Source organism: uncultured Leifsonia sp., assembly GCF_945957465.1.
Classification (GTDB): Bacteria; Actinomycetota; Actinomycetes; order Actinomycetales; family Microbacteriaceae; genus Leifsonia.
Genome location: NZ_CAMFLC010000026.1, coordinates 1 through 24135, shown reverse-complemented (window position 1 = coordinate 24135; position 24135 = coordinate 1). Strand labels below are relative to the sequence as shown.

General features: G+C 72.2%; 22 protein-coding genes. 9 read left to right on the top strand and 13 right to left on the bottom strand.

The window, feature by feature from the left end; all coding sequences use genetic code 11:
• Window positions 1-97: 97 nt before the first annotated feature.
• Window positions 98-631, top strand: a complete 534-nt coding sequence (locus tag Q0Q23_RS12465) for a GIY-YIG nuclease family protein (protein ID WP_295124096.1) — start codon at window positions 98-100, stop codon at window positions 629-631.
• A 109-nt stretch (window positions 632-740) separates the two neighbouring features.
• On the opposite strand, the gene Q0Q23_RS12460 is transcribed toward Q0Q23_RS12465, so the two are convergent.
• The gene (locus tag Q0Q23_RS12460) at window positions 741-2303 is read right to left on the bottom strand and encodes an MFS transporter (protein WP_295124093.1); all 1563 of its coding nucleotides are present in this window, start codon (window positions 2301-2303) and stop codon (window positions 741-743) included.
• A 200-nt stretch (window positions 2304-2503) separates the two neighbouring features.
• Between Q0Q23_RS12460 and Q0Q23_RS12455 the strand changes: the two genes are divergently transcribed.
• Both Q0Q23_RS12455 and Q0Q23_RS12450 read left to right on the top strand, forming a co-directional pair.
• Window positions 2504-3070 carry a TetR/AcrR family transcriptional regulator gene (locus Q0Q23_RS12455; protein ID WP_295124090.1) on the top strand — a complete coding sequence of 189 codons (567 nt, stop codon included), beginning with the start codon at window positions 2504-2506 and terminating at the stop codon, window positions 3068-3070.
• Window positions 3071-3119: 49 nt separating this feature from the next.
• Window positions 3120-4847, top strand: a complete 1728-nt coding sequence (locus Q0Q23_RS12450; RefSeq protein ID WP_295124087.1) for a sodium:proton antiporter — start codon at window positions 3120-3122, stop codon at window positions 4845-4847.
• Window positions 4848-5010: 163 nt separating this feature from the next.
• Here Q0Q23_RS12450 and Q0Q23_RS12445 read toward each other — a convergent pair whose 3' ends face one another.
• Window positions 5011-6228: a PqqD family peptide modification chaperone gene (locus Q0Q23_RS12445; RefSeq protein WP_295124085.1), complete on the bottom strand. Its 1218-nt coding sequence runs from the start codon at window positions 6226-6228 to the stop codon at window positions 5011-5013.
• A 100-nt stretch (window positions 6229-6328) separates the two neighbouring features.
• Here Q0Q23_RS12445 and Q0Q23_RS12440 point away from each other — a divergent pair, with 100 nt between their 5' ends.
• The 3 genes from Q0Q23_RS12440 to Q0Q23_RS12430 all read left to right on the top strand — a co-directional run bounded on the left by Q0Q23_RS12440 (window position 6329) and on the right by Q0Q23_RS12430 (window position 8707).
• Complete coding sequence (locus tag Q0Q23_RS12440; RefSeq protein WP_295124083.1) at window positions 6329-6670, top strand: DUF2200 domain-containing protein; 342 nt, start codon at window positions 6329-6331, stop codon at window positions 6668-6670.
• Window positions 6671-6753: 83 nt separating this feature from the next.
• Window positions 6754-7200 (top strand): Fur family transcriptional regulator, encoded by a 447-nt coding sequence (locus tag Q0Q23_RS12435; RefSeq protein WP_295124081.1) that lies wholly within the window; start codon window positions 6754-6756, stop codon window positions 7198-7200.
• A 13-nt stretch (window positions 7201-7213) separates the two neighbouring features.
• On the top strand, window positions 7214-8707 hold the full coding sequence (locus Q0Q23_RS12430) for a catalase (protein WP_295124079.1): 1494 nt from the start codon (window positions 7214-7216) through the stop codon (window positions 8705-8707).
• A gap of 142 nt (window positions 8708-8849) precedes the next feature.
• On the opposite strand, the gene Q0Q23_RS12425 is transcribed toward Q0Q23_RS12430, so the two are convergent.
• Window positions 8850-9743 (bottom strand): hypothetical protein, encoded by an 894-nt coding sequence (locus Q0Q23_RS12425; RefSeq protein WP_295124076.1) that lies wholly within the window; start codon window positions 9741-9743, stop codon window positions 8850-8852.
• Window positions 9740-10435, bottom strand: a complete 696-nt coding sequence (locus Q0Q23_RS12420) for a PhzF family phenazine biosynthesis protein (protein ID WP_295124073.1) — start codon at window positions 10433-10435, stop codon at window positions 9740-9742. The genes Q0Q23_RS12425 and Q0Q23_RS12420 overlap by 4 nt, the downstream gene beginning before the upstream one ends.
• 35 nt (window positions 10436-10470) lie before the next feature.
• On the opposite strand from Q0Q23_RS12420, the gene Q0Q23_RS12415 reads away from it, so the two are divergent.
• Window positions 10471-10746: a three-helix bundle dimerization domain-containing protein gene (locus Q0Q23_RS12415; protein WP_295124070.1), complete on the top strand. Its 276-nt coding sequence runs from the start codon at window positions 10471-10473 to the stop codon at window positions 10744-10746.
• Between the two features lie 177 nt (window positions 10747-10923).
• Here Q0Q23_RS12415 and Q0Q23_RS12410 read toward each other — a convergent pair whose 3' ends face one another.
• The 4 genes from Q0Q23_RS12410 to gabT all read right to left on the bottom strand — a co-directional run bounded on the left by Q0Q23_RS12410 (window position 10924) and on the right by gabT (window position 15708).
• The gene (locus Q0Q23_RS12410; RefSeq protein WP_295124067.1) at window positions 10924-11853 is read right to left on the bottom strand and encodes a ZIP family metal transporter; all 930 of its coding nucleotides are present in this window, start codon (window positions 11851-11853) and stop codon (window positions 10924-10926) included.
• A gap of 111 nt (window positions 11854-11964) precedes the next feature.
• Window positions 11965-12822, bottom strand: a complete 858-nt coding sequence (locus Q0Q23_RS12405; RefSeq protein WP_295124065.1) for a universal stress protein — start codon at window positions 12820-12822, stop codon at window positions 11965-11967.
• Between the two features lie 37 nt (window positions 12823-12859).
• Window positions 12860-14350 (bottom strand): NAD-dependent succinate-semialdehyde dehydrogenase, encoded by a 1491-nt coding sequence (locus Q0Q23_RS12400; RefSeq protein ID WP_295124062.1) that lies wholly within the window; start codon window positions 14348-14350, stop codon window positions 12860-12862.
• Window positions 14347-15708: a 4-aminobutyrate--2-oxoglutarate transaminase gene (gene gabT / locus Q0Q23_RS12395; protein WP_295124059.1), complete on the bottom strand. Its 1362-nt coding sequence runs from the start codon at window positions 15706-15708 to the stop codon at window positions 14347-14349. The genes Q0Q23_RS12400 and gabT overlap by 4 nt, the downstream gene beginning before the upstream one ends.
• 93 nt (window positions 15709-15801) lie before the next feature.
• Between gabT and Q0Q23_RS12390 the strand changes: the two genes are divergently transcribed.
• Window positions 15802-17253, top strand: coding sequence for a PucR family transcriptional regulator (locus Q0Q23_RS12390; RefSeq protein WP_295124054.1), 1452 nt, complete (start codon window positions 15802-15804; stop codon window positions 17251-17253).
• A 283-nt stretch (window positions 17254-17536) separates the two neighbouring features.
• On the opposite strand, the gene Q0Q23_RS12385 is transcribed toward Q0Q23_RS12390, so the two are convergent.
• From Q0Q23_RS12385 to Q0Q23_RS12365, 5 genes are all read right to left on the bottom strand, one after another.
• Window positions 17537-17815, bottom strand: coding sequence for a hypothetical protein (locus Q0Q23_RS12385; RefSeq protein WP_295124051.1), 279 nt, complete (start codon window positions 17813-17815; stop codon window positions 17537-17539).
• Between the two features lie 74 nt (window positions 17816-17889).
• Complete coding sequence (locus Q0Q23_RS12380; protein WP_295124048.1) at window positions 17890-18882, bottom strand: D-alanine--D-alanine ligase; 993 nt, start codon at window positions 18880-18882, stop codon at window positions 17890-17892.
• A gap of 32 nt (window positions 18883-18914) precedes the next feature.
• Window positions 18915-19760, bottom strand: coding sequence for a transglutaminase family protein (locus Q0Q23_RS12375; protein ID WP_295124045.1), 846 nt, complete (start codon window positions 19758-19760; stop codon window positions 18915-18917).
• Complete coding sequence (locus Q0Q23_RS12370) at window positions 19757-20683, bottom strand: alpha-E domain-containing protein (RefSeq protein WP_295124042.1); 927 nt, start codon at window positions 20681-20683, stop codon at window positions 19757-19759. The genes Q0Q23_RS12375 and Q0Q23_RS12370 overlap by 4 nt, the downstream gene beginning before the upstream one ends.
• On the bottom strand, window positions 20683-22458 hold the full coding sequence (locus Q0Q23_RS12365) for a circularly permuted type 2 ATP-grasp protein (RefSeq protein WP_295124039.1): 1776 nt from the start codon (window positions 22456-22458) through the stop codon (window positions 20683-20685). Before Q0Q23_RS12365 ends, Q0Q23_RS12370 begins: the two co-directional genes overlap by 1 nt.
• A gap of 147 nt (window positions 22459-22605) precedes the next feature.
• Here Q0Q23_RS12365 and Q0Q23_RS12360 point away from each other — a divergent pair, with 147 nt between their 5' ends.
• On the top strand, window positions 22606-23529 hold the full coding sequence (locus tag Q0Q23_RS12360; protein WP_295124036.1) for an aldose 1-epimerase family protein: 924 nt from the start codon (window positions 22606-22608) through the stop codon (window positions 23527-23529).
• Window positions 23530-24135 lie beyond the last annotated feature (606 nt).

Sequence of the window (24135 nt, the reverse complement as noted above, 5' to 3'; positions counted from 1 at the left end):
CGACGATTCGCCGCGCGTCGCTCGGGCGCGCTGCCCACCCGCGCGGGGCGAGACCGGCCGTTCGTCGCCTGTCGGCGGCGGGCGGTACGGTCGCGACGTGACCGCGTCGTGTTCGCTCTGCGGCGCTCCCGCACATCCCGGAGCGCCGGTCGCGCTGTGCCTGGCGCACCTGCTCGAAGCGCACGAGTGGGTGGAGGCGGAGTACGGGCAGACGGACCTGCTGCCGTCGCCCTGCGCGTTCTGCGGGTCGCGGCTCGGGGTGCGCTACCCGTCGGGATGGCTGTGCGCCGTCTGCGAGTGGAGCGTCGGTGAGCTGCCTCCCGACGGGACGACGGCCTCGCGCGTCGACGTCGTCTACTACCTGCGGTTCCGCGACCGCATCAAGATCGGCACGTCGGCCAATCCTGCCCGGCGGTTCGCGAGCCTCCCGCACGACGAGGTGCTGGCGTTCGAGCGCGGCGACCGCACGGTCGAGCAGCGCAGGCATGCGCAGTTCGCCGCCCTGCGCATCCCGGGGACGGAGTGGTTCGAGACCGACGACGCGCTGCTCGGGCACGTCGCATCGCTGCGGACGCCGGACCCGTGGCAGCTGCTCGCGCGCTGGCGCAGCGAGGCCGCGGCCCGCGCGTGAACGGGTCGGTCGGCGACTCCGGAGCTCGCGGGCGACACGCCGTGTGGATGTCCGTGGGTTCCGGAGATCCGGGGCGTTCCGGGGGCGGGCTCCGGAGTTGCCCGCGCGACTACGCGGCGGAGGTGACCGGCTCGGTCGGGCGGTCGGCCTCCACCTTCTCGACGAGTCGAGCCATCTCGGCGGCTTCGACGGCGGCGGCTTCGGCGGCCGCCCGCAGCGGATCCGCCTCGGCGATGCGGGCCTCCGCGTCGAGCCGGGCGAGCCCGGCGACGGCGGCGAGGTCGGCAGCCGCGCGGGTGCGCGAGCGGATCACGATCGCCGCGGCGACCGTGACGCCGGCCGCGCCGAACGCGAGCACCCCGGCCGTCGCGAAACCCTCGGTGTAACCCGACTCCGCCGGCAAACCGCCCACGCCGGTCGTGCCGGTCACGAGCGCGGTCATCACCGCGGCCCCGATGGCCGAGCCGACGGTGCGGAGGTTCGCGTTCATCCCGCTCGCGATCCCGGTCTGCGTCGCGGGGACGCTCTGCACCACGACGCTGGTGATCGCCGCGTAGATGAGACCGAGGCCGATGCCGAACACGCCCGATGCCGCTGCGACCGCGAAGAGCGAGCCGTGGAAGAACGCGATCGACAGGCTCGACGCCGCCATGACGACCGCGGCGATCACGATCTGCGTGCGGAAGCCGAGCCAGCGCTCGAGGGGTCCGCTGATGAAACCGGTCACCGCCATCGTCACGAGCATCGGGAGCATCAGGAGCCCCGACTCGGCCACACTCGCGCCCAGTCCGTAGCCGGTGGAGGCCGGAGTCTGCACGAACCGCGGGAAGAACGCGAAGACCGCGAACATGGCGGCTCCGATGAAGACGGCGGCGGCGTTCATCGACCAGACGCCGGGCTCGCGCATCAGACGCATGTCCACCAGCGGGTGGCGGGAGCGCAACTCCACGACCACCCACGCGGCGAGAAGCACGGCGGCCAGCGCGAACAGCGCGATCACCAGCGGCGACGACCAGCCCCACTGTGCGCCGGTGCTGAGCGGCAGCAGGAGGGCGATGAGCCAGCCGGAGAGCAGCGCGGCCGACCACGGGTTGACGCCTCCCGTCGCCCGGGTCGGCGACTCGGGGACGATGGCGAGGGCGAGCACGGCCGCGGTCACGGTGAGGGCGACCGGTACGAGGAAGAGCCCGCGCCAGCTGAGGAGGTCGGCGAGGGGGCCGGCGAGCACGGTCCCGAGACCGCTGCCCACCGCGATGATCGACGCGATGGCGCCGATCGCCGACGGCAGCCGGTGGGCGGGGAACTCGTCGCGGATGATGCCGAACGCGAGCGGGAACATGGCACCGCCGAGGCCCTGGACGACACGGCCGGCGATGAGTACGCCGATGGAGGGCGCGACGGCGGCGATGACGCTGCCGACGGCCACGGCCAGCAGGGCGAGCACGAACACCCGTCGCTTGCCGACGAGGTCGCCGACGCGGCCGAGCAGCGGCGTGGCGACCGCCGCGGCGATCAGCCACGCGGTCATGGTCCAGGTGACGCCGGCGGTGGTGGTGTGGAGGTCCTGCTGGATGACCGGCAGGACGGGGACGACGAGCGACTGGAGAGTCGCGAAGGAGGCCACGCTGAGAGCCAGAACGGCGAAGGTGGCGGAGGGACGGGATCGAGACACGGCTACGGCTTTCTTCTCGAATGGGAGGGCGGCGCATGGCCGACCGGATGACTTTCTGACGGTGTTCTTTTCGCTGCGGAGAGCTACAATTGGAGGGAGGCTCCGATCGGAGGCTGCCTCCGGTTACAGGTAAGACAATACCGGAGGGTGCCTCCGTTTCGCAACCCGTGATCTGCGCAACCTTGGAAGGAACCACTGCCGTGACCGGCACCGACACCGCCACTCCCCTCATCGCGCGCCCCCAGCGCGCCGACGCCCGCCGCAACTTCGACGCGCTGCTCGCCGCAGCGCGCGACGCGTTCGCGGCAGACGGCGCCGGCGCCTCCCTCGAGGACATCGCGCGGCGGGCGGGCGTCGGCATCGGCACGCTCTACCGCAACTTCCCCACCCGCGACGCCCTGGTGGAGGCGGTCTACGTCGAAGAGGTCGAGGCCGTCGTCCGCGCAGCGGACGATGCCACCACGCTCGAGCCCTGGGAGGCCGTGCAGGCCTGGCTGCGCCGGTTCCTCCTCTATGTCGGCACCAAGAAGGCGCTGCTGGAGGGCCTCAACAAGGACTCCCCCGTGCTGCTGAGCTGCCGCACCTCGCTCTACGCGGCCGGCGAACCGCTGGTCCGCCGCGCCCAGGAGGCCGGCGAACTGCGGCCGGACGCCTCGATCGGCGACGTCATCCGCATGGTGTCCGGCATCGCCGGAGTCGCCTTCGACGACGACGAGCAGCGCGACCGGGTGATCGCGATGGCGATCGACGGACTGCGCGCTCGCTGAACCTGAGAGAGCGTTCAGACCAGGCCGTTCCGTTCCCTAGGCTGGAGGAATGGAGCTCGGTGTCTATGCAGTGATCGCCGTCGCGGTGATCGTCGGGGTAGCCGCCTCCGCCCGCAAGCTCGGCGTCGCCGCGCCCATCATCCTCGTGATCGTCGGCGTCACCCTGTCCGGCCTGCCCGGTGTGCCCGAGGTCGAGGTCCCGCCCGAGATCATCCTCGACGGCCTGCTGCCTCCCATCCTCTACGCAGCCGCGATCAGCGTCCCGCTCACCGACTTCCGCCGGAACCTGGCGCCGATCGCCGGCCTGTCGGTCTTCCTCGTGGTCGTCACGGCCTTCGCCTCCGGCTTCGTGCTCTACACGATGCTGCCCGACCTCAACCTGGCTGCGGCCATCGCGCTCGGCGCGATCATCAGCCCGCCCGACGCCGTCGCCGCCACCTCCATCGGCCGCAAGCTCGGCCTGCCGCCGCGGCTGCTCACCGTGCTGGAGGGCGAGGGGCTCGTCAACGACGCCACCGCCCTGGTGCTGCTGCGCACCGCGCTCGCAGCGGCCGTCGGCGCCCTCGCGACGCCGATCGCCGGCGTGCTGGACTTCTTCTCGGCCGTCGTCATCGCGCTCGTGATCGGCCTGGTCGTCGGCTTCGTCTCGGTGTGGGTGCGCTCCAAGCTGAACGACCCGGTCCTCGACACCGCGTTGTCGGTGATCGTTCCGTTCGCCGCCTTCGCGCCGACGGAGGCGCTGCACGGCTCGGGAGTCCTCGCCGTCGTCATCACCGGCCTCTACACCGGGCACGCCGCACCCCGGCAGTTCAGCGCCCAGGCCCGCATCAGCGACCAGATCAACTGGCGCACCATCCAGTTCCTGCTCGAGAACGGCGTCTTCCTGCTCATCGGCCTCGAGCTGCGCACGCTCATCGCCGACGTCGAGCACCCCGAGATCCTGAGCGTGTGGGATGCGGTCGGGATCGGGCTGATCGCGATGGCGTCCCTGGTCGTGATCCGGTTCATCCTGATCGGCCCGCTCATCTTCTTCCTGCGAAGACGCGGCGAACGGGCCGAGAAGCACGTGCTGCGCGAGTGGCTGATGATCAGCTACTTCCGCGACCATCCGGTGCGCTACCGCTGGCAGGCGCAACGCAAGCATCGCGCCGAGCTGCGTTACGAACGCCACCGCAGCGACCTCGAAGAGTTCCGCCAGGAGGCGATCGACTGGAAGGGCGGCGTCGTTCTCGGCTGGTCCGGGATGCGCGGCGTCGTCACCCTCGCGGCCGCGCAGTCGCTGCCCGGCGACATCCCCTACCGTCCGCAACTCATCCTCATCGCCTTCACGGTCGCGTTCGTCAGCCTGGTCGTCCAGGGCGGCACACTGCCCTGGCTGATCCGGGTCCTCGGGCTCCAGGGCGTCGACATCAAAGACGACAGGCGGCTGCTCGCGCAGCTCCTCGACGACCTCAGCGAGGCCGGACTGGCGGTCCTGGACGATCCCGAGACCGCGGCGGGCACCCCGTCCCCCGTCGACCCCGAGGTCGTCGAGCGCGTGCGGCAGACGACGTACCTGCGCGCCGAGTCGGCATGGGAACGCATCGTGCTCTATGACGCGCCCCCGGAGAGCCGCCCGCACCACATCTACCGCACGCTGCGGCTCGCCGTGGTCGACGCCGAGCGCAACCGACTGCTCCTCGAGCGCGCTCGGGGGGCGTACCCGTCGCGCATCCTCACCGAGGCACAGTCGATGCTCGACATCGAGGAGACCCGGCTGCGGTCACGCGCGCGGTAGTGGCGCGGTGGTGCCGCACGGTGGCGCCGCGCGGTGGCGCATTGCGCGGTGGTGAATGCTCGAGCGAACCGCGTGAGTCGGACAGGAACCGGGGCTCGGGATGCGGTGATCCACGGGGATTCGTCCACACTCCTCCACCCGGCGGCGGGTGAAACCACACGGTTCAGCTCGAGAGCGAGGCCACGTCGCTGGGGAGCCCGTCGCCTTCGGTGTCGTTCTCGGCCGATCCGCCCTGCGCGTCCTTCCCGTTCCGTCTGACGAACCCGGCAGCGACGAACTCGTCCAGCATCGACTGGACGGTGATCCGGGCGGCGTCCTCGGGCGCCGGTCCGAATACGGCCTCGGCCCGAGCGACGAGGTCGTCCAGCGGCAGCGGGGTCTCCAGGGCGTTCCAGAGCACCGAGCCGAGAGGCGAGAGCCGGGAGGTCTTGCCCCCGACCAGGATCAGGACCTCCCTACCGGTATCGATCCAGTCGTCGACCTCCTGGCGCCCGTACGCGCCCGGCGGGAGGGCGCCGGCCACGGCCTCGACGTCACGCACAGCCGGGCCCTCTTCCTGCGCGAGATGGGCCGCGGGCCGCCGGAGCAGCTCGCAAACCGGGTCGTGCAGGTCGGCCGCTCGGTGATAGCGGATCACGTGCACCCCGCCGGAGATCCGGATCCGGGCTTCCAGCCGCCTCAACGCTCGGGGAAGCGAGGCGAAGTAGCTGGTCTGCTCGATGACCTGGGCCAGGACCTCCCCCATCCCCAGCGTCGTGATCGCCGGGGCGACGGGCTCCTCGCGACGGTCGAGGAGGGCGAGGCGGGTGAGCTGCAGCGGAGCGCGCACGTCGACCAGTCCGAGCGCGTCGGGGCCGGCGATGGACTTGCGCGGGGTGTTGCGCTGCTTGACCGCGAGCGGCTTGGGGAAAGGGTGCACTTCGCCCGACGCATCGACGGCGACCGTTTCATCCGATACATAGCCCAGGACCCTGCCGAGCGTCGATGCGGCCGTCGTCTTACCCGCGCCCGAGGGGCCGATCAAGGCGATGACGTGGCCGGTCGTGGGATCGGCCAGACCCGCGGCGTGGAACATCAGGAGCTCCTCCCGCCTGCTCTCGATCGCCCGGAGGTTGATCATCTGCCGCAGGGCGACGCTGACCTCGTCGAAGTCCCGGCCGGACACGTCTGCACCGTGGGCCGGTTCTCCGAGGACGGCGGAGATCGTGCCCGACGGCGCTCGCTGAGCCGTCACCCGGCTCCGCGGGGCCGCTACCCGGCTCCGCGGGGCCGACACCCGGCTCCACTGGGCGCGCAGCCGTCGGAAGTCGTCGCGGGACATCCCGTCGACCTCCACTCGCAGCCCGACACCCAGCGCGTCGACGACGAAATCGTGCGTCATGGGAAACCGTCTTCCGTCTTGGTGATATGTCTCATGAAAGCGTACGGGAGAGCACGGCTGCACCCGAGACGGGTGCCACCCCGAGAGCTACCCTGAGGTCATGCACAAGATCTTCGCCACGAGCTTCGCGAGCATCTATCCGCTCTACGTCGCCAAGGTCGAGCGCAAAGGCCGCACGGGCGCCGACGTCGACACGGTCGTGCGGTGGCTGACCGGCTATGACGAGAAGGGGCTGAGGTCGGCGATCGACCGCGGTGTCGACCTGAAGACCTTCTTCGACGAGGCGCCGGGGCTGAATGCGCGCGCCTCGCTCATCACGGGAGTGATCTGCGGCGTTCGGGTCGAGGAGATCGACGACCCGATGATGCAGAAGCTGCGGTACATGGACAAGCTCGTCGATGAGGTGGCCCGGGGCAAGAAGATGGAGTCGATCCTGCGCTGAGCGGTGCGCGTGCACCGTTCGCGCCACGCCCGGGACGGCAGGTTGTTTTGAATAAGTCAAAACCATTCCGATAGCGTGGAGGGATGGACACGGCACAGCACGAGGACGCGCTGCGCGCGGCCGGGCTCCGTGTGACGCAGGGGCGGCTCGCCGTCCTCCGCGTCCTCGACACGCACCCCCATGTGGATGCCGAATCGGTGTACCGCGCGGTGTTACCCGCACTGCCCGGCACCTCGATCCAGAACATCCACAATGTGCTCGGCGACCTCACGGTCGCCGGTCTCCTCCGCCGGATCGAGCCGGCGCACTCGCCGGCGCTCTACGAGCGTCGCGTCGGCGACAACCACCACCACGTCGTATGCACGTCGTGCGGGGCGGTCGCCGACGTCGACTGCGTCGTCGGTCACGCCCCCTGCCTGCATCCGTCGGATGCGGGCGGGTTCGTGGTCGATACGGCCGAGGTGACCTTCTGGGGACTGTGCCCGTCCTGTCAGGAGCGTGCGGCGAAAGCCCCGTCGCGCGCCGAATGAGGTGAGGAGAACCATGACGCACAACCACACGACCACCCAGACCGGCACCCCGGTCGGAAGCGACGCGCACTCGCTGACGGCAGGGCACGACGGCGTGACCGCCCTCCACGACCGGTACCTCGTGGAGAAGCTCGCGCAGTTCAACCGCGAGCGCATCCCGGAGCGGATCGTGCACGCCAAGGGCGGCGGCGCGTTCGGCGAGTTCGTCGTCACCGGCGACGTGACCGCCTACACGAAGGCCGCCGTGTTCCAGCCGGGCACCACCACGCGTACGCTGCAGCGGTTCTCGTCGGTCGCCGGGGAGCAGGGTTCGCCCGACACCTGGCGCGACGTGCGCGGCTTCTCGGTGAAGTTCTACACGACCGAGGGCAACTACGACATCGTCGGCAACAACACCCCGGTGTTCTTCATCCGCGACGGCATCAAGTTCCCCGACTTCATCCACTCGCAGAAGCGCCTGCCCGGCTCCGGCCTCCGCGACGCCGACATGCAGTGGGACTTCTGGACCCTGTCGCCCGAGTCGGCGCACCAGGTCACCTACCTCATGGGCGACCGCGGCCTCCCGCGCTCCTGGCGCACCATGCCGGGCTACGGCTCGCACACCTACCAGTGGATCAACGCGGCCGGCGAACGGTTCTGGGTCAAGTACCACTTCCACGCGCTGCAGGGCAACGACGAGATGCACGGAGCCGAGGCCGAGCGCATCGCGGGCGAGGACGCCGACTACTACCGTCGCGACCTGTACGAGGCCATCGAACGCGGCGACTTCCCGGCATGGAAGGTGAGCGTGCAGGTGATGCCGTACGAGGACGCCACGAGCTACCGGTTCAACCCGTTCGACCTCACCAAGGTCTGGCCGCACAGCGACTACCCGCTCATCGAGGTGGGCGTGCACACCCTCAACGAGAACCCGGAGAACTTCTTCGCGCAGATCGAGCAGGCGGCGTTCTCGCCGGCCAACACCGTGCCGGGCATCGACATCAGCCCCGACAAGATGCTGATGGCGCGCGTGTTCTCGTACCCCGACGCGCAGCGTTACCGCGTGGGCACGAACTACAACGAGCTGCCGGTCAACGCGCCCGTGGCGCCGGTGAACAACTATTCGCAGGACGGCGCGGGTCGCCACGGCTTCAAGCCGGCCTCCGCCCCGGTGTACGCGCCGAACTCGTTCGGCGGACCGTCGGCCTCGGCCGCTGCCGCCGGCGAGGGATCGTGGGAGTCGGACGGTGCGCTCGTGCGCGCAGCGGCGACCCTGCACGCAGAGGACGACGACTTCGGTCAGGCGGGCACGCTCTACCGCGAGGTCTTCGACGACGCCGCGCGTGAGCGCTTCCTCGACACCATCGCGGGAGCCGTCGGCGGCGTGACCCGTGAGGACATCCGAGAGCGGGCGATCCAGTACTGGACGAACGTGGACGCGGCGCTCGGTGCGGCGCTGCGGGCGCGGCTGGAGTCCGGCGTACGGGATGCCGACCAGGCGGCGGAGTTCGTCGGGGTGGGCGAGTAGGCAACGGAGGAGATCCGACGCGACACGCCCGCGTGCGTCGGGTAACGGAGGAGATCCGGGCTCGGATCGGGCAGGACTCCTCCGTTGCCGACCGCGGGCGAACGGAGGAGATCCGGGTCAGGACCGCCCGGATCTCCTCCGTTCACTGCGTTTCAGCGGGGTGCGCGGCCGAAACTCCTCCGCTGGCGACGCGCGCGAGCGCGCCCGAGACCAGCGACGCCCACAGGGTGCCGTCCGGCGCCACCGTCAGACCGCGCGGCCCGGCCGGCAGCCCGACCCGCTCGGTCTCCCCGGAGGCCGTCACGCGCACCAGGGCGTCGGCTCCCCACAGCGACGCCCACACACCGTCGCCGTCGGCGACCACTGCCCACGGGCTCGCGCCCTCGTCGAGCGGGATCACCGCGACCGTGCGGTCGCGCGCCACACGAGCGAGCGCATCGGCCGCGTGCAGGGCGGTCCACACCGCACCGTCGTCGGCGACGGCGACGCCGCCCGGGCCGGAGCCCAGCGGCAGCTCGACGAACTCGATCGCGGCGTCGCCGCCGCGGACGTGACCGAGCGCCGGCCGATGCCCCTGCAGCGAGAACCAGACGTTGTCACCCGCCGCCGTGATGCCCGACGGGCCGCCGTCGGCGCCGACCGGGAACTCCTCCACCCGGCCCAGGATGCCGACGCGGCCGAGCGCCTGGCCGAACTGCTCCGTGAACCAGGTCGTTCCATCGGGGAGGGTGACCGCGGCCAGCGGGTGGGCGTCGGGGGTCGGGACCACCACCTCGTGGTCCACGGTCAGGTCCGCGCCGACGTACAGGAGCCGGCCTCCCGTGCTGTCGACCACCCACACCGTCGACTCCGTCACAGCCGTCACGCCCGTGGGGGTGGCCGCCTCGCCGAGGTCGAGGATCGCGACGTCGCCGTCCGGCCCGATCCTCCCCACGCGCCCGGCGGCCATGGTGCACCAGACGGCGCCGTCTTCGGTCGCCGCGACGCCGACGAGGTCGTCCTCCGGGCGTCCGACGACGATCGTCTCGACGTTCACAGCGTGGCGTCGATGGTGCGGTCGTACACGACCGTGCCGCCGACGCGGATCAGCCCGTCGCCGAGCGGCTCCGTGACCAGCTCGGAGCCTTCGCCCTGGCGGATGCGCAGCGCGCGCCCGAGCTTGGCGGTGATGGCGACCGCGGCGGCACCGGTCGCCTCGTCCTCCACGATGCCCATGGCCGGCGCGAACATGCGGGCGCGCAGGGTCCCGGCCCCCTCGTCGATCCAGGCGTAGGCGTAGTGCTGCCCCTCGGTGAAGGCGAACGGGTCGAGGGCGTCGACATCGGCGGGGGTCTCCAGCGGCAGCCAGGTGAAGGCGGGCGCCCACTCGGCGCGTGCGTCGATGGAGGCCGCGTCGGCGTCGAGGTCGACCGAGACAGCCACATCGCCGGCCTTCTCGGCCAGCGCGCCGACCGGCGTGCGCTCGTGGGCGAGCCACCACGCGGTGCCGACGCTCGGGTGGCCGGCGAACGGCAGTTCGGCGGCCGGCGTGAAGATGCGGATGGTCGCGAGGCCCGCGGGCTCGTCCAGCTCGTCGATGAACACCGTCTCGCTGAACCCCAGAGCTGCGGCGATCTCCTGCTCGCGCCGCGCCGTCACCGGCGAGCTCGTCACGATGCCCAGCTCGTTCCCGTTGGCGCCCCGTTCGTCGGTGAAGACGCGGACGACCACTACCTCGATCTCATCCATAGCCTCCACCCTGTCACGCGCGCGATAATCTCGCCATGAGCGACGAACCAGCCGCCTCCGTGCCACCCCTGGACGACGACATCACCGCTGCGGCACCGCCCGGCGAGAAGGCCGACGAGGAGATCGCGATCGGCCACGCCGTCGACCGCCTGGCGCAGCGGTTCCCGCTCGTCCCGCGCGACCGAATCGTCGACCTGGTGCACGAGCGCCACCTGGACTACACGGGCGCGCCGGTGCGCGACTTCATCCCCGTGCTGATCGAACACGACGTCAAGCGCGAGCTCGCCGCCCAGGTGGAGCCGCAGACCTGACGAACGCGGGGCGGAGCCTCAGCACCCGCCCGTGATCACGACGCGCGCGCCTCGGATGGTGCCCGCGAGCTTCGACTTCTGCCGTGCGAATGTGAACGCCGACAGCCCGGCGGCTGCGCGCCCTCCCTTTCGGGTGCGGGTCACCCCTACTGAATCACCACGCCGGGGCGAGCGGAATCAGGCGCCGGCAGCGGTGACGATCGCGTCGGTGGCGAACCCGGCGACGATGCCCGCCAGGATGAACCAGGCGACGAGCGTCTTCAGTCCGGTGCGACGCGCGACGGCGAGCATCTCGATGATCACGTAGAGGATCGAGCCGGCCGCGAGGCCGAGGAACGCGATCGAGACGATGTCGCTGCTGAACGCCTGGCCGATGACCGTGCCGAGAAAGGTCGGTCCTCCCCCGATCAGCCCGAGCAGGGCCAGGTAGCCCCACGAGGGTCGCGTGCCGCTCAGCGGCGCGACGATCCCGAAGCCCTCGGTGGCGTTGTGAAGGCCGAACCCGATGATGAGCAGCACGGCGAACGCGAGCTCACCCTGCGCTGCCGCGGTGCCGATCGCGAGGCCTTCGGCGAAGTTGTGGAGGCCGATCCCGATCGCGATCGTGAGCGCGAGGCGGCGCGCGCCGGCCCGCGACTCCGCCTCGGTCGCCGCGACGATCGCGACGCCCGTGGTCGTGGCGACGCCGGCCGCACCCGCGCCCGGCGCGTGCCCGGCGCCCGGGGTGTGCGCCGCGCCCAGCGCGTGCACGTGCGGCACCGGGCCGGACCCCGCCGGAGGTCGCACGGGAGATGCCATCGCGAGCGCGCGGCGCTTCAGGTACCGGTCGAGGTACGTCAGGCTCAGCAGGCCGACGCCGATGCACGCGGTCATCAGCAGCCCCTGCCCGAGCGCCGGACCCAGCCGGTGCGACGTGAGCGCCGTGTCGACCGGCTCCCACGCCTGCGAGAGCACATCCCACAGGAGGAAGATCAGGATGCCCGTCGCCAGCGCGTTCAGCGCGGCTTTGAGGGTGACGCCGTTGGAGCGGATCCTGCCCACCGGGAGGCCGAGGAAGATCGTGAGGCCGGCGACGGCGCCGAGAGCGGCGACACCCAAGGGGGACATGAGGTTCCTTTGCGGAGGCGGGCGGATCACGGTCGGCGGGTTCCGACCGGATTCGATTGTAAGGTAAGCCTCGCCTTACACAGATTCAACTGTGAAGAGTCGCAGGGAGCCTCACTCCGGGCGCGGCACCACGATCATCGGAACCGGCAGCTCGCGCAGCATCGCCGCGGCCGTCGAGCCGAGGAACAGCCGGGAGGGCTGCGCCAGCCGGCTCGAACCCACCACCACGACCTCGCCGGGCTCCCAGTCCAGCCGCGACACCGCGTCCTGGATGCTGTCGCCCTTCGCCACGACCGCCGTCGCGACGACACCGGTCGCCGCACTGACCTCCTGCAGCACGCTGGCCGCGTGGTGCTCGCCGACGTTCTGCTTGGGCGCCTGCGCGTCCCCCGGCAGGTCGAGCGCGAGCAGCGACACCAGCCGCAGCGGTACGCCCGCGGCGGCCGACAGCCGCTCGCCCGTGGCGAGCACGGCCTCCGCACCCGCCCGCGTGCCGACCATGCTGGTCACGCGCGTGAGCCCCGGAGCGTGCTCCCGCCATCCCTCGGGCGCCAGCAGCACGGGGATCGGCGACGCGTGCAGCAGCGCGCCGGCGACCGAGCCGACGGTGAACCGGCCGAGCAGGCCGCCGCGTGCTGCGCCGACGACGATCAGCGTCGATCCGAGCTCCTCGGCGGAGCTCAGCAGCCCTTCCGCGAGCGAGTCGCCGTAGGCGACCCGCCCGCTGAAGGCGACCGACGAGGGCACGCGGGTGCGCGCCTCCGCCAGCCAGCCCTCCGCGGTGTCGCGCAGGAGGGCGTCGTATGCCGGGTCGTTCGGCACGTTGCCGCGCCGCGACGTGTCCGGCATCACCAGGACCACGTCGAGGTCGGCCCCGAACGAGGCGGCCAACGCGGCCCCGGCGGCGAGGGCGTCCTCGCCCGCCGGGGTCGCGGTGTAGCACACGAGGATGCGCGGGGTGCTGGTCATGGTGACTTCTCTCGTGGTCGGGATTCGGTTCGCTGGATCAGGCGGGGATGAGCGTGTACTTCGTGCTCAGGTACTCGTGGATGCCCTCCAAGCCGCCCTCGCGGCCCAGACCCGACTGCTTGACGCCGCCGAACGGAGCGGCCGCGTTGGAGACGAGCCCGGTGTTGAGGCCCATCATCCCGGTGTCGATGCGGTCGATCATGCGCTGACCGCGGGCGAGATCCTGCGTGAACACGTAGCCGACCAGGCCGTACTCGGTCTCGTTGGCGCGCGCGACGGCCTCGTCCTCGGTGGCGAACGTGGTGATCGCCAGCACCGGCCCGAAGATCTCCTCGCGGAGGATCTCGCTGCCGGGCTGCACGTCCACGATCACCGTCGGCTCGTAGAAGAAGCCGTCGCCTTCGGGCGCCTTGCCGCCGGTGAGGACGCGGGCGCCGCGCCGGACCGCGTCGCCGACCAGAGTCTCCATCGTCGCGACCGCCCGGTCGTCGATGAGCGGGCCGATCGCGACGCCGTCCTCGGTTCCGGGGCCGACGCGCATCGCGGCGACCTTCGCGGCCACCCGCTTCGCGAACTCGTCGGCGACCGACTCGTGCACGATGAAGCGGTTGGCGGCGGTGCAGGCCTGGCCGACGTTGCGGTACTTCGCCAGCAGGGCGCCTTCGACGGCCTTGTCGAGGTCGGCGTCGTCGAACACGACGAACGGCGCGTTGCCGCCGAGCTCCATGGAGGTGCGCAGCACGTTCTGAGCGGCCTGCGCGAGCAGCGCGCGGCCGACCGGAGTCGAGCCGGTGAACGACAGCTTGCGCAGCCGCGGGTCGGCGATGATCGGGGCGGAGACGGCACCGGAGGTGTTGGTCTGAACGACGTTCACGACACCGGCCGGCACCCCGGCATCGGCCAGCAGCTGGGCGAAGAACAGCGTGGTCAGCGGCGTCAGCTCCGCCGGCTTCACGACGACCGTGCAGCCCGCGGCCAGCGCCGGCGCGATCTTGCGCGTCGCCATCGCCAACGGGAAGTTCCACGGCGTGATGAAGAAGCACGGACCCACCGGCCGCTGGGAGACGACCATCGTGCCGGTGCCCTCCGGGTTCTGCCCGTAGCGGCCCGCGATGCGCACGGCCTCCTCGGAGAACCAGCGGAGGAACTCACCGCCGTAGGTGACCTCGCCGTTCGCCTCGGCCAGCGGCTTGCCCATCTCCAGCGTCATCAGCAGCGCGAAGTCGTCGCGTCGCTCCTGCAGGAGGTCGAACGCGCGGCGCAGGATTTCAGCACGGGTGCGCGGCGGGGTCGCCGCCCAGGCCTCCTGTGCTTCGACGGCGGCGTCGAGGGCGCGGATGCCGTCCTCGGGTGTCGCGTTGGCGATGCGCTTGATGACGCGGCCGGTCGCCGGGTCCTGCACCTGGATCTGCGGGCGGCTCCCCTGCTCCCAGGCCCCGCCGATGAAGAGTCCGTCGGGGACGCGCGAGAGGAGATCCGCCTCGCGGGCGCCCAGCTGCGTGCCGGTGGTGGTGTCGACGGCGCTCATGCGTTGGCCACCGCCTCCGCGACGACGTCCAGCCCCTCGATGAGGAGGTGGTCGGGGATGCTCAGCGGCGGCAGGAACCGGATCACGTTGCCGAAGGTGCCGCAGGTCAGCAGGACGACGCCCGCGGCGTGCGCGGCGGCGGCGACCTTGGCGGTGAGCGCGGCATCCGGCTCACCGGTCTCGGGGTCCACCAGCTCGATGGCGACCATCGCGCCCTTGCCGCGCACCTCGGCGACGCGCGCGTCGGCGTCGCGCAGGGCACCCAGCTTCTCGAAGAGGATCTCGCCGATGGCGCGGGCGCGCGCGGCCAGGTCCTCCTGCTCGTAGGTCTCGATCGCGGCCAGCGCGGCCACACATGCGAGCGGGTTGCCGCCGTAGGTGCCGCCGAGGCCGCCGACCTGCGGGGCGTCCATGATCTCGGCACGGCCGGTGACGGCCGACAGCGGGAGGCCGCCGGCGATGCCCTTGGCGGTGACGATCAGGTCGGGGACGATGCCGAACTGCTCGGACGCGAACAGGGTGCCGGTGCGGGCGAAGCCGGTCTGCACCTCGTCGGCGATGAACACGACGCCGTTCTCGTTCGCCCAGGCCTGCAGAGCCGGGAGGAAGCCGTCGGCCGGGACGATGAAGCCGCCCTCGCCCTGGATGGGCTCGATGATGAGGGCGGCCAGGTTGGAGGCGCCGACCTGCTTCTCGATCATCGTGATGGCACGCTTGGCCGCCTCGGCGCCGGAGAGGCCGCCGTCGCGCAGCGGGTAGCTGAGCGGCGCGCGGTAGATCTCGGGCGCGAACGGGCCGAAGCCGTTCTTGTACGGCTGGTTCTTCGCGGTGAGGCCCATGGTGAGGTTGGTGCGGCCGTGGTAGGCGTGGTCGAACGCGACGACGGCCTGCTTGCCCGTGTAGTGACGGGCGATCTTGACCGCGTTCTCCACGGCCTCCGCCCCCGAGTTGAAGAGGGCGCTGCGCTTGGCGAAGTCGCCAGGGGTGAGCCGGTTGAGCGCCTCGGCGACATCGACGTAGGAGTCGTACGGCGCGACGGTGAAGCACGTGTGGGTGAACGCGGCGACCTGCTGCGTGACGGCCTCGACGACGCGGGGGGCGGCGTTGCCGACACCGGTCACGGCGATGCCGGAGCCGAAGTCGATGAGCGAGTTGCCGTCGACATCGACGAGCACACCCCCGCCCGCTGCGACGGTGTAGACCGGGATGGTCGCACCGACACCGGCCGCGACGGCCTGGGCCTTGCGCTCGGCGCGCTTGCGCGACTCCGGTCCGGGGATGGGGGTGACGAGCCGGCGCTCCTGCGGGAGCGAGGGTCCGCCGACGAGGGTTGCGGAGGCGGGAGAAACGATGGTCATGGCGGAATCGTAAGGAGCGGGGCATGCCCGCCGCCTGGACGGACCGTACAATTTCAGAAACTGGATTCGACACCCTGGCGGATGGAGTGCCCGATGCCCGCGACCCTCGCCCAGCTCCTCGCGCGACCGGAGCTCGGCCTCCGGCTGCTCACCCCGGCCGACAGCGGCGACCTCGACGCGCCGCTGGCGTGGGCGCACAGCTCCGACCTCCCGGACCCGACGCCCTTCCTGTCGCCCGGGCAGGTCCTGCTGGTGACCGAGACGCCGGACGACGTCGACCCGTACGTGTCCCGGCTGGTGGCGCACGGGATCGCCGGGCTCGGGTTCGGGACGGAGGTGCTGCGGGAGACCCCCGAACCGCTCGTGGAGGCCTGCACCCGGCACGGCCTCCCGCTCTTCGAGGTGCCCTACCGCACGCCGTTCATCGCCGTCGCCCGGTTCGTCGCCGACCGCGTCGCGGCGGACGCCTACGCCCGCAACACCTGGGCGCTGCGCGCCTCCCGGGCGATCTCGCTCGCGGCGCTGCGGCCGGACGCCCTCGGCGCCGTGCTCGGCGAGCTGGCGCGCCAGCTCGAGCGGCCCGTCGCGTTGTTCGGTGCCGACGGAACGCTCGACCGCATCGCGCCGTCCGGTGCTCTCGACACGGCCGCCCGCGCTTCGCTGACCGAAGCGGCCGAGCCGCTGCTGCGGAGCCGCCGCCGCGCCGCGGGGACCGCCGGCACCGCCGCCGGCCCGTTCGCCTTGCAGACGCTCGGCGCCGCCGGGCGCCTGCGCGGGGTGCTCGCCGTCGGATCGGAGGGCCTCGATCAGGCCGCCCAGCAGGTCGTCACCGGCGTGGTCGCGCTCGCCGGGCTCGCACTCGAGCAGAGCCGCGCGACCGACGCGGCGCGCTCCCGGCTGCGCACGGCCGTCTGGCGCGCCCTCCTGGCCGGCGAACGTGCCCTGGCCGAGACGATCGCGGAACCCGTGCTCGGCGCCCTGCCCGCCGGGCCCGTGCGGGTGACCGTGCTGCACGGCTCCGCGGGCGCCTCTGCGGCCGACTGGCTGGAAGCCGACGGCGACGGCTTCTTCGCGCGCGACGGCCAGAACCTGGTCGTCGTCGGCGCGACACCCGAGACCGTAGGCGAGCTCGCCGCGCGGTTCGAGCTGCGCGGCGGCTCCTCGGCGCCGGTCGCGCTCGACGCGCTGGCGGCCGGCGTGACGCAGGCGGACGTCGCGGCACGACGGTCGACGCCCGACGAGCCGGTCCCGTCGTTCGACGACGTGGCGGCGGCCGGGATGCTCGCCCTCCTGCAGACGCCGGACGCGCGAGCGGTGGCGGCGACCGCGCTGGCGCCGTTGGCGGAGGCCGACCCGGCGCTGCCCGGCATCCTGCGCACCTGGCTGGACGCCGACGGCGTCTACGACGTGGCGGCGCGCCGGCTCGGCATGCACCGGCACACCCTGCGGGCGCGCGTCGCCGACGCCGAGCGGCTGCTCGGCCGCGACCTCGGCGGCTTCGCTGCGCGCGCGGACCTCTACGCGGCGCTCCGCGCCGCCGGGTGAGCCGCCCCTTCCGTTCGAGGGCCGCCGAGGGGCCCCCGAGGGGCACCCGAGGGGCGTCCGAGGGGTGCGCGAAGGGCCGACGAGGGGCGCCCGAGGGGCGTCTTAGCGCCCCTATTCGGGCACTTTAGGGGCCGTTAGACGCCCCTCGGCGGCCCCTCGGGAGCGCTTCGGGGCCCCTCGGGTGCCCCTCGGACGCCCTTCGGGGGCACTTCGGGGGCACTTCGGGGGCCCCTCGGGAGCACTTCGGGGGCCCCTCGGGGGCCCTTGGGTGCGCGCGGCGGGGTCAGGCGTCGGCGGTGGCGGGGTAGGGGGCTTGCGGGTGCCGGTCGCGGCGGGAGGCGCGCAGGCGGGTGACGATGAGGGCGCCCGCCGCCGCGGCGGCGGCGATGAAGAACAGCGCGGCGATCGCCAGATCGACCCACTGCCGGCGGGTGAGCCCGGCATGGTGCTCCACGGCGACGGTGGCCAGGCCGTGGTCGACCGCGGGAGTCGTGAGCGCGCCCAGCGCCACCGCGCCGACCACCAGCGCGAACCCGAACAACGACCAGCCGACACTACGCATGACCCCATTCAAGCGGCCCCCGCCTCCGGAGCAACCCCGACGGGCCGATCGTTACAGGTCGTTCAGGTAGCGGGTCACCGCAGCGCCAGGTCGCAGATCCGGCGGCAGAGGTCGTCGTACCCGATCCCCACGGCCGCCGCCGACTGCGGAAGCAGGCTGGTGGCCGTCAGGCCGGGGAGCGAATTGACCTCGATCGTCCAGAGCACGCCGTCGCGGTCGAGCCGGAAATCCGTGCGGCTGTAGCCGGAGAGCCGGAGCGCCCGATGCGCGGTCAGCGCGGCGTCCTGCGCTTCCGCCGCGATCTCGGCGGGCAGATCGGCGGGGAACGTCTCCTGCACCGCGCCCGGCTGGTACTTCTCGCTGTAGCTGAAGGCCGCATCCGGGTCGAGCACGATCTCCCCGACGGCGAGCGCCCGGTCGCCGAGCACGCCGACCGTCAGCTCCCGACCGGGGACGAAGCGCTCCAGCAGCACCGGCCCGAACACCGCCGCACGCTCGAGCGCGGCCTGCAGCTCGGCTTGGTGTCGCACGACCGTCAACCCCACCGTCGAGCCCTGCGCGTTCGGCTTCACCACCACCGGCAGCCCGAGCTCGGCGGCTGCGGCGGCCGGTTCGAGCGGGTCGAGGTGCCAGGCGGGTGTCCGGACACCCGCCTGCAGGAGGACGCGCTTCGTCAGCTCCTTGTCCATCGCCAGCCCGCTGCCGAGCGGACCGGACCCCGTGTAGCGGATTCCGGCCAGCTCCAGCAGGGCCTGCAGCTCGCCGTTCTCTCCTGAGCCGCCGTGAAGCGCCAGGAAGACCAGGTCGACCCCCGCGACATCCGCCGGCAGCCGCAGCGCCCGGCCCGCGCCCGCCAGCCGCGCCAGCGCCGCCGTATCGGGCGGGGCGACCCCGACCGCGCCGGTCAGGACGCGAGCCTCCTCCGCCGCGTCGAGGGCACCGGAGGCCGTGTCGACGGCGAGCACGTCGTGCCCGAGCCCCCGCAGCGCGCGCACCACCGGCGCCGCGCTCGCGATCGACACATCCCGCTCCTCGCCGGAGCCTCCGAACAGCACTGCGATCCGCATCCCGCAACGCTACAGCGACAGGACGGGAACGCTCACCCCTCCCGCGTGATCGACACCGACACGAACAGCTCCGACCCGGCCGCCCCAGAGTACACGCCGCGCAGCGGAGCGACGTCGGTGTAGTCGCGGCCGTGACCGACACGCACGTGCTGGTCGCCGATCTCGATCCCGTTCGTCGGGTCGTAGCCGTGCCACTCGCCGCAGAACCACTCGACCCACGCGTGCGACTCCCCGACCACCGTCTCGCCGACGGCCGCGTCGGCCTTGGGATGCAGGTAGCCGGAGACGTACCGGGCCGGGATCCCCGCCGACCGCAGCGCGCCGATCGCGACGTGTGCGATGTCCTGGCAGACCCCCCGGCGAACCTCCCACGCCTCGCCGGCCGTCGTGCGGACCCCGGTGACGCCGCTCTCGTAGGCCATCGCCTCCCCCACCGCGACCGCGATCGCGTGCGCCGCGGCGCAGGGGTCCTCGCCCGCGGCACCGGCCTCCGCCGCCATGGCGACGAGCGACGCCGGGGGCTCGGTCAGCGCGGTCTGCCGCAGTTGCTGGACGCACTCCCCCGACCGTGCGACCGTGGCGGCGAGCTCCTGCCATCCCAGCGGCTCCGCTGCGTGGGCAGTCTCCAGCACCTCCACGAGGCTGGTCGCCGTGATGGCGAGCTCGCGATGCGGGTTCAGCACGTCGAACGCGAGCACCCGGGTGCCCCAGTAGTCGGTGTACTGGTGGTGCGACGACACCGGCTGCACGTCGAGGGTCGCGTGCAGCACCAGCTGCCGGTCACCGCTGACGGGCAGCATCCGAGCCTCGTTGTAGGAGGCCGACACCTCGGCGCCGTACCGGTAGCCGGTGGAGTGCGTCACACGCAGCCGCTTCACAGCCGCTCCCCCGTCCAGCTCGGCGCAGCATTCTCGGGGAAATAGCGGTGGGTGATCGCGGACGTCGCGGCGCTCGTCGCGTCCTGGATCGTCGACATGTACGCCGGGAGGTCGTCGAGCACCTCCGCGACCGGGCGGAACTCCAGTTCGCTCTGCACCTGACCCAGCAACCGCACCGCGCGGTCGGACACGCCGGCCCGCTCGTGGCGCGGCTCGATGTCGCGCAGGCTGTCCACCGCGCGCGACACCGCGTACAGGATCGACCGCGGGAACAGACGGTCGTGCAGCAGGAACTCGGCGGCGTTGCGCGTGGACGGCACGCCGCGGTACGTGCGCAGGTACGCCTCGTAGGCGCCGCACGACCGCAGGATCGTCGTCCAGCTGGGCCCGCTGGCCTCGGTCAGCGAACGGGTCGCGAGCAGCCGGGCGGTCATGTCGGCGCGCTCCAGGCTGCGGCCGAGCGTGAAGAAGTGGAACGCCTCGTCGCGGCTCGTGCCGGAGTCCACGATGCCCACCGCGAGCGCCGTGCGCTCGCGCACCCAGGTGAAGAAGTCGTGCACCTTGTCGCCGGCGACGCGCCGCGGCACCCGCGCGGCCGTCGTGTTCAGGCACTCCCACAGTTCGCTCGAGACGATCTCGCGGGCGCGCCGCGCGTTCTCGCGAGCCGAGGTCAGCGAATACCCGATGGAGGCCGGGGTGCCGCGGTCGACCGCGAGGATGCGCAGCACGTCCTCCCGTGTGATCGGACCGGGGACGGCGGCGGAGCCCATCACACCGAGAAGCGACCGGCACGCGGTGTCCTCGTCGATCCACGGGTCCTCCAGCAGCAGCTGCAGGTGCACGTCGAGGATCCGGGCCGTGCCGTCGGCGCGTTCGACGTAGCGGCCGATCCAGAACAGCGACGACGCGATCCTGCTGAGCATCAGGGGGACTCCTCTCCCGCGACCCGGGCGATCGCGGCCGTCGCGGCCTGCTGCCGCCGCCGTCGTGTGTGCAGCCGTTCCTGCCGTTCCCGTTGCTGCTGCTGTTGCTGCTGCTGTTGCTGCTGCTGCTGGTCGGTGCGGGGGGCGTCCTGCTCGGAGTGGTCGGGCGCCGGCAGCGGTGGCGGTGACGCGGAGGCCTGATCGGCGACGAGCCCGGGAACGCCCCTGCCCTCCACCCTCGCTTTGCCGTCCGCGCGCGGACGCTGCTCCGCCGCCCGGGCGTCGGCGACGGGATCGGCGCCCGGCGCGCCGACCACCCAGGTGTCCTTGGACCCGCCGCCCTGACTGCTGTTGACGACGAGTTGCCCCTCCGCCAGCGCGACCCGGGTCAGCCCGCCGGGAAGCACCCAGACGTCGCGGCCGTCGTTCACCGCGAACGGCCGCAGATCGACGTGCCGCGGGCGCATCCCGTCGTCCACCAGGGTGGGGATCGTCGAAAGCTGCACCACCGGCTGCGCGATCCAGCCGCGCGGGTCCGCCAGCAACTGCGTCCGCAGCCGGGCCAGCTCCGCCCGATCGGCGTCGGGGCCGATCACGAGCCCCTTGCCGCCGGAACCGTCCACGGGCTTGACGACGAGCTCGTCGAGCCGGTCGAGCACCTCGGCGAGCGCCTCCGGTTCCTCCAGCCGCCAGGTGTCGACGTTGGGGAGGATCGCCTCCTCGGCCAGGTAGTAGCGGATCAGGTCGGGGAGGTAGGTGTACACGAGCTTGTCGTCGGCGACGCCGTTGCCGACCGCGTTGGCGATGGTGACCGTGCCGAGCCGGGCCGCGAGCATCAGGCCGGGGGTCCCGAGCACCGAGTCCACCCGGAACTGCAGCGGGTCGATGAAGTCGTCGTCGATGCGGCGGTAGATCACGTCGACTCGCTGTGGCCCGGAGGTCGTGCGCATCCACACTGTCCCGCCCGAGCAGAACAGGTCGCGGCCCTCCACCAGCTCGACCCCCATCAAGCGGGCGAGGAGCGTGTGCTCGAAGTACGCGGAGTTGTAGACGCCCGGGGTGAGCACGACGACGTTCGGGTTCTCCATGCCGCCCGGGGCGCTCGCCTTGAGGGCCTGGAGCAACCGGTAGGGATAGTCGCCGACGGGACGGACACGCATCGAGGTGAAGAGCTCCGGGAGGGTCTGCGCCATCACCCGGCGGTTGGAGATCACGTAGGAGACGCCGCTGGGCACCCGCACGTTGTCCTCCAGCACCCGCCAGCCGCCCTGCTCGTCGCGGATGAGGTCGATGCCCGACACGTGGATGCGCACGCCGTTGGCGCTCTCCACCCCGGCCGCCGCCCGATGGAAATGCGCGGACGACGTGATCAGCCCGGCCGGGATGACGCCGTCGCGGACGGCGTTCTGCGCGCCGTAGACGTCGCTGAGGAACGCCTCGAGCGCTCGGACGCGCTGCTTCACTCCGTGCTCGATGCGCGACCACTCGGCCTGCTCGATCACGCGCGGGACGGCGTCCAACGGGAACGGCCGCTCCTCTCCGGCGAAGTCGAACGTGACGCCCTGGGCGAGGTACGAACTGGCGAGCGCCTCGGTGCGGCCGCGCAGCTCCTCCTGCGTCAGGGCCGCGAGGGCGGTGTAGAGCTCGCGGTACGCCGGCCGGGTGCGCTCGGCGACCGCTCCACGCGTGTCGGTGAACATCTCGTCGAACGGCCGGGCCCGGCCGCGGCGGCGGCGCGTGGCCTGCGCTGCGTAGCCGCCGAACAGATCGCCCATGGCAGGACGCTACCTATGCACCGTTTCCCGCAGGTTTCCCCACGTTTCGCGCGCGTCACAAGCAGCGGAACGGCCGGGCACTCCGCCGCTCCCGGCGGTTTCCACACGAATTCGTGCCGTCTGCGGTGTTCCGGCCAGAATGGGCGGATGAGCATCCCCATCTCCGGAACCCACTACGGCCTGACCGCGGGCGACTACCACGCGACGATCGCGTCGGTCGGCGCCTCGCTGCGCACCCTGGAGCACCGCGGCCGCCACCTCGTGGTCCCGTTCGACGCCGACGAAGTGCGTCCGGCCTTCCGTGGCGCCACGCTCGCGCCGTGGCCCAACCGCGTCGTCGACGGACGCTACGCGTTCGGCGGTGAGGAGTACCAGCTCGCGCTGACCGAGCCCACCCGCGGTCACGCCCTCCACGGCCTCGCCGCCTGGCTCGACTTCACCGCCGTCGACCGCTCGGCGAGCAGCGTCACGCTCGCGGCGACCATCGAGGCACAGGCCGGCTACCCGCACCGGGTGGAGGTGGCGGTCGCGTTCGAGCTGGACGAGGACGGCCTCCACACCACCGTCACCGGCACGAACTCGGGGCCGACGCCCGCGCCCTGGGGAACCGGTCCGCACCCGTATCTCGTCGGCGGCGACGGGCGCGTGGACGACTGGACGCTCGAGCTCCCCGCGTCGGACGTGCTGACGGTCACCGAGGACCGGCTCATCCCCGTCGCGCTGGTCGATGTGGCGACGGAGGGTGCGGGGGTGTTCGACTTCCGCTCGCCTCGGCCGATCGCCGACACCTTCATCGACCACGCGTTCACCGGGCTGCGACGCGACGCCGACGGCCGCGCCACGGTCACGGTGCGCTCGGCCGCCGGCACGGGCGTGGCGATGACGTGGGACGAGGCGTGCACGTGGGTGCAGGTGCACACGGCCGACAACGACATCCCGGAGCTCGACCGACTGGGTCTCGCCGTCGAGCCGATGACCTGCCCGCCCGACGCCTACAACTCGGGGAACGACCTCATCGTGCTCGCCCCCGGCGAGTCGGCGACCGCCTCCTGGTCGATCGCCGCCCTCTGAACCGCCTCGCGCACGCCGCGCGCATCGCATCGGGAGTGCGGGATTCGTGACGAATGTCGGGATTCGTGGCACGAATGTCGGGTTTCGTCACGAATCTTCGCGGCACCGGCGCCGGCGCGTGCCGCGCGCCCGCGCAGCGGAAACGGGTGATGCCCCCAGCGGAACCCGACCGGCTGGGGGCATCGAAGCGCTGCACTAGGAGCAGCATGGTGATCGACAGGAGGTGCGTACCCGTTCGCGCCTCCGTCTACCAACGAGCCGGCGGATTTCTCGACGCCGACCCGTAGCTACGACGATACATGATCCATGCGAAATTCCGCATCTCACCCCGCGGCTACACAAGCATTAGCGCGCGTTCGCGCCCGACCCATCGTGCCGGGAGGTGCCGAGGGGCACGTTGTTGTGGCTTTCGGCGCGCGAAAGGGACGACAACGTGCCCCTCGGCGGGCGGCGCGCGCGTCACGCGCGGCGCGTGCGGCCGGAGGCGCTCCTACGGCCGGGGCGCGCATCCCACGACGGTGCGCGCCCCGGCCGGGAGTGGTGCGCGCGGCCATCCACGACTGGCCGCGCGCGGTCTGAGGGGGCTACCGGGCCGGCTGCAGCGCG

Excerpts from the sequence above, each read along its gene's own strand:
- Q0Q23_RS12410 (WP_295124067.1), bottom strand. The coding sequence starts at position 11,853 with ATGTCCCCCTTGGGTGTCGCCGCTCTCGGCGCCGTCGCCGGCCTCACG.
- Q0Q23_RS12415 (WP_295124070.1), top strand. The coding sequence starts at position 10,471 with ATGAGCGACGAACCAGCCGCCTCCGTGCCACCCCTGGACGACGACATC.
- Q0Q23_RS12400 (WP_295124062.1), bottom strand. The coding sequence starts at position 14,350 with ATGAGCGCCGTCGACACCACCACCGGCACGCAGCTGGGCGCCCGCGAG.
- Q0Q23_RS12390 (WP_295124054.1), top strand. The coding sequence starts at position 15,802 with ATGCCCGCGACCCTCGCCCAGCTCCTCGCGCGACCGGAGCTCGGCCTC.
- Q0Q23_RS12440 (WP_295124083.1), top strand. The coding sequence starts at position 6,329 with ATGCACAAGATCTTCGCCACGAGCTTCGCGAGCATCTATCCGCTCTAC.
- Q0Q23_RS12370 (WP_295124042.1), bottom strand. The coding sequence starts at position 20,683 with ATGCTCAGCAGGATCGCGTCGTCGCTGTTCTGGATCGGCCGCTACGTC.
- Q0Q23_RS12380 (WP_295124048.1), bottom strand. The coding sequence starts at position 18,882 with ATGCGGATCGCAGTGCTGTTCGGAGGCTCCGGCGAGGAGCGGGATGTG.
- Q0Q23_RS12430 (WP_295124079.1), top strand. The coding sequence starts at position 7,214 with ATGACGCACAACCACACGACCACCCAGACCGGCACCCCGGTCGGAAGC.
- Q0Q23_RS12445 (WP_295124085.1), bottom strand. The coding sequence starts at position 6,228 with ATGACGCACGATTTCGTCGTCGACGCGCTGGGTGTCGGGCTGCGAGTG.
- Q0Q23_RS12450 (WP_295124087.1), top strand. The coding sequence starts at position 3,120 with ATGGAGCTCGGTGTCTATGCAGTGATCGCCGTCGCGGTGATCGTCGGG.
- gabT (WP_295124059.1), bottom strand. The coding sequence starts at position 15,708 with ATGACCATCGTTTCTCCCGCCTCCGCAACCCTCGTCGGCGGACCCTCG.
- Q0Q23_RS12360 (WP_295124036.1), top strand. The coding sequence starts at position 22,606 with ATGAGCATCCCCATCTCCGGAACCCACTACGGCCTGACCGCGGGCGAC.
- Q0Q23_RS12385 (WP_295124051.1), bottom strand. The coding sequence starts at position 17,815 with ATGCGTAGTGTCGGCTGGTCGTTGTTCGGGTTCGCGCTGGTGGTCGGC.
- Q0Q23_RS12405 (WP_295124065.1), bottom strand. The coding sequence starts at position 12,822 with ATGACCAGCACCCCGCGCATCCTCGTGTGCTACACCGCGACCCCGGCG.
- Q0Q23_RS12420 (WP_295124073.1), bottom strand. The coding sequence starts at position 10,435 with ATGGATGAGATCGAGGTAGTGGTCGTCCGCGTCTTCACCGACGAACGG.
- Q0Q23_RS12435 (WP_295124081.1), top strand. The coding sequence starts at position 6,754 with ATGGACACGGCACAGCACGAGGACGCGCTGCGCGCGGCCGGGCTCCGT.
- Q0Q23_RS12365 (WP_295124039.1), bottom strand. The coding sequence starts at position 22,458 with ATGGGCGATCTGTTCGGCGGCTACGCAGCGCAGGCCACGCGCCGCCGC.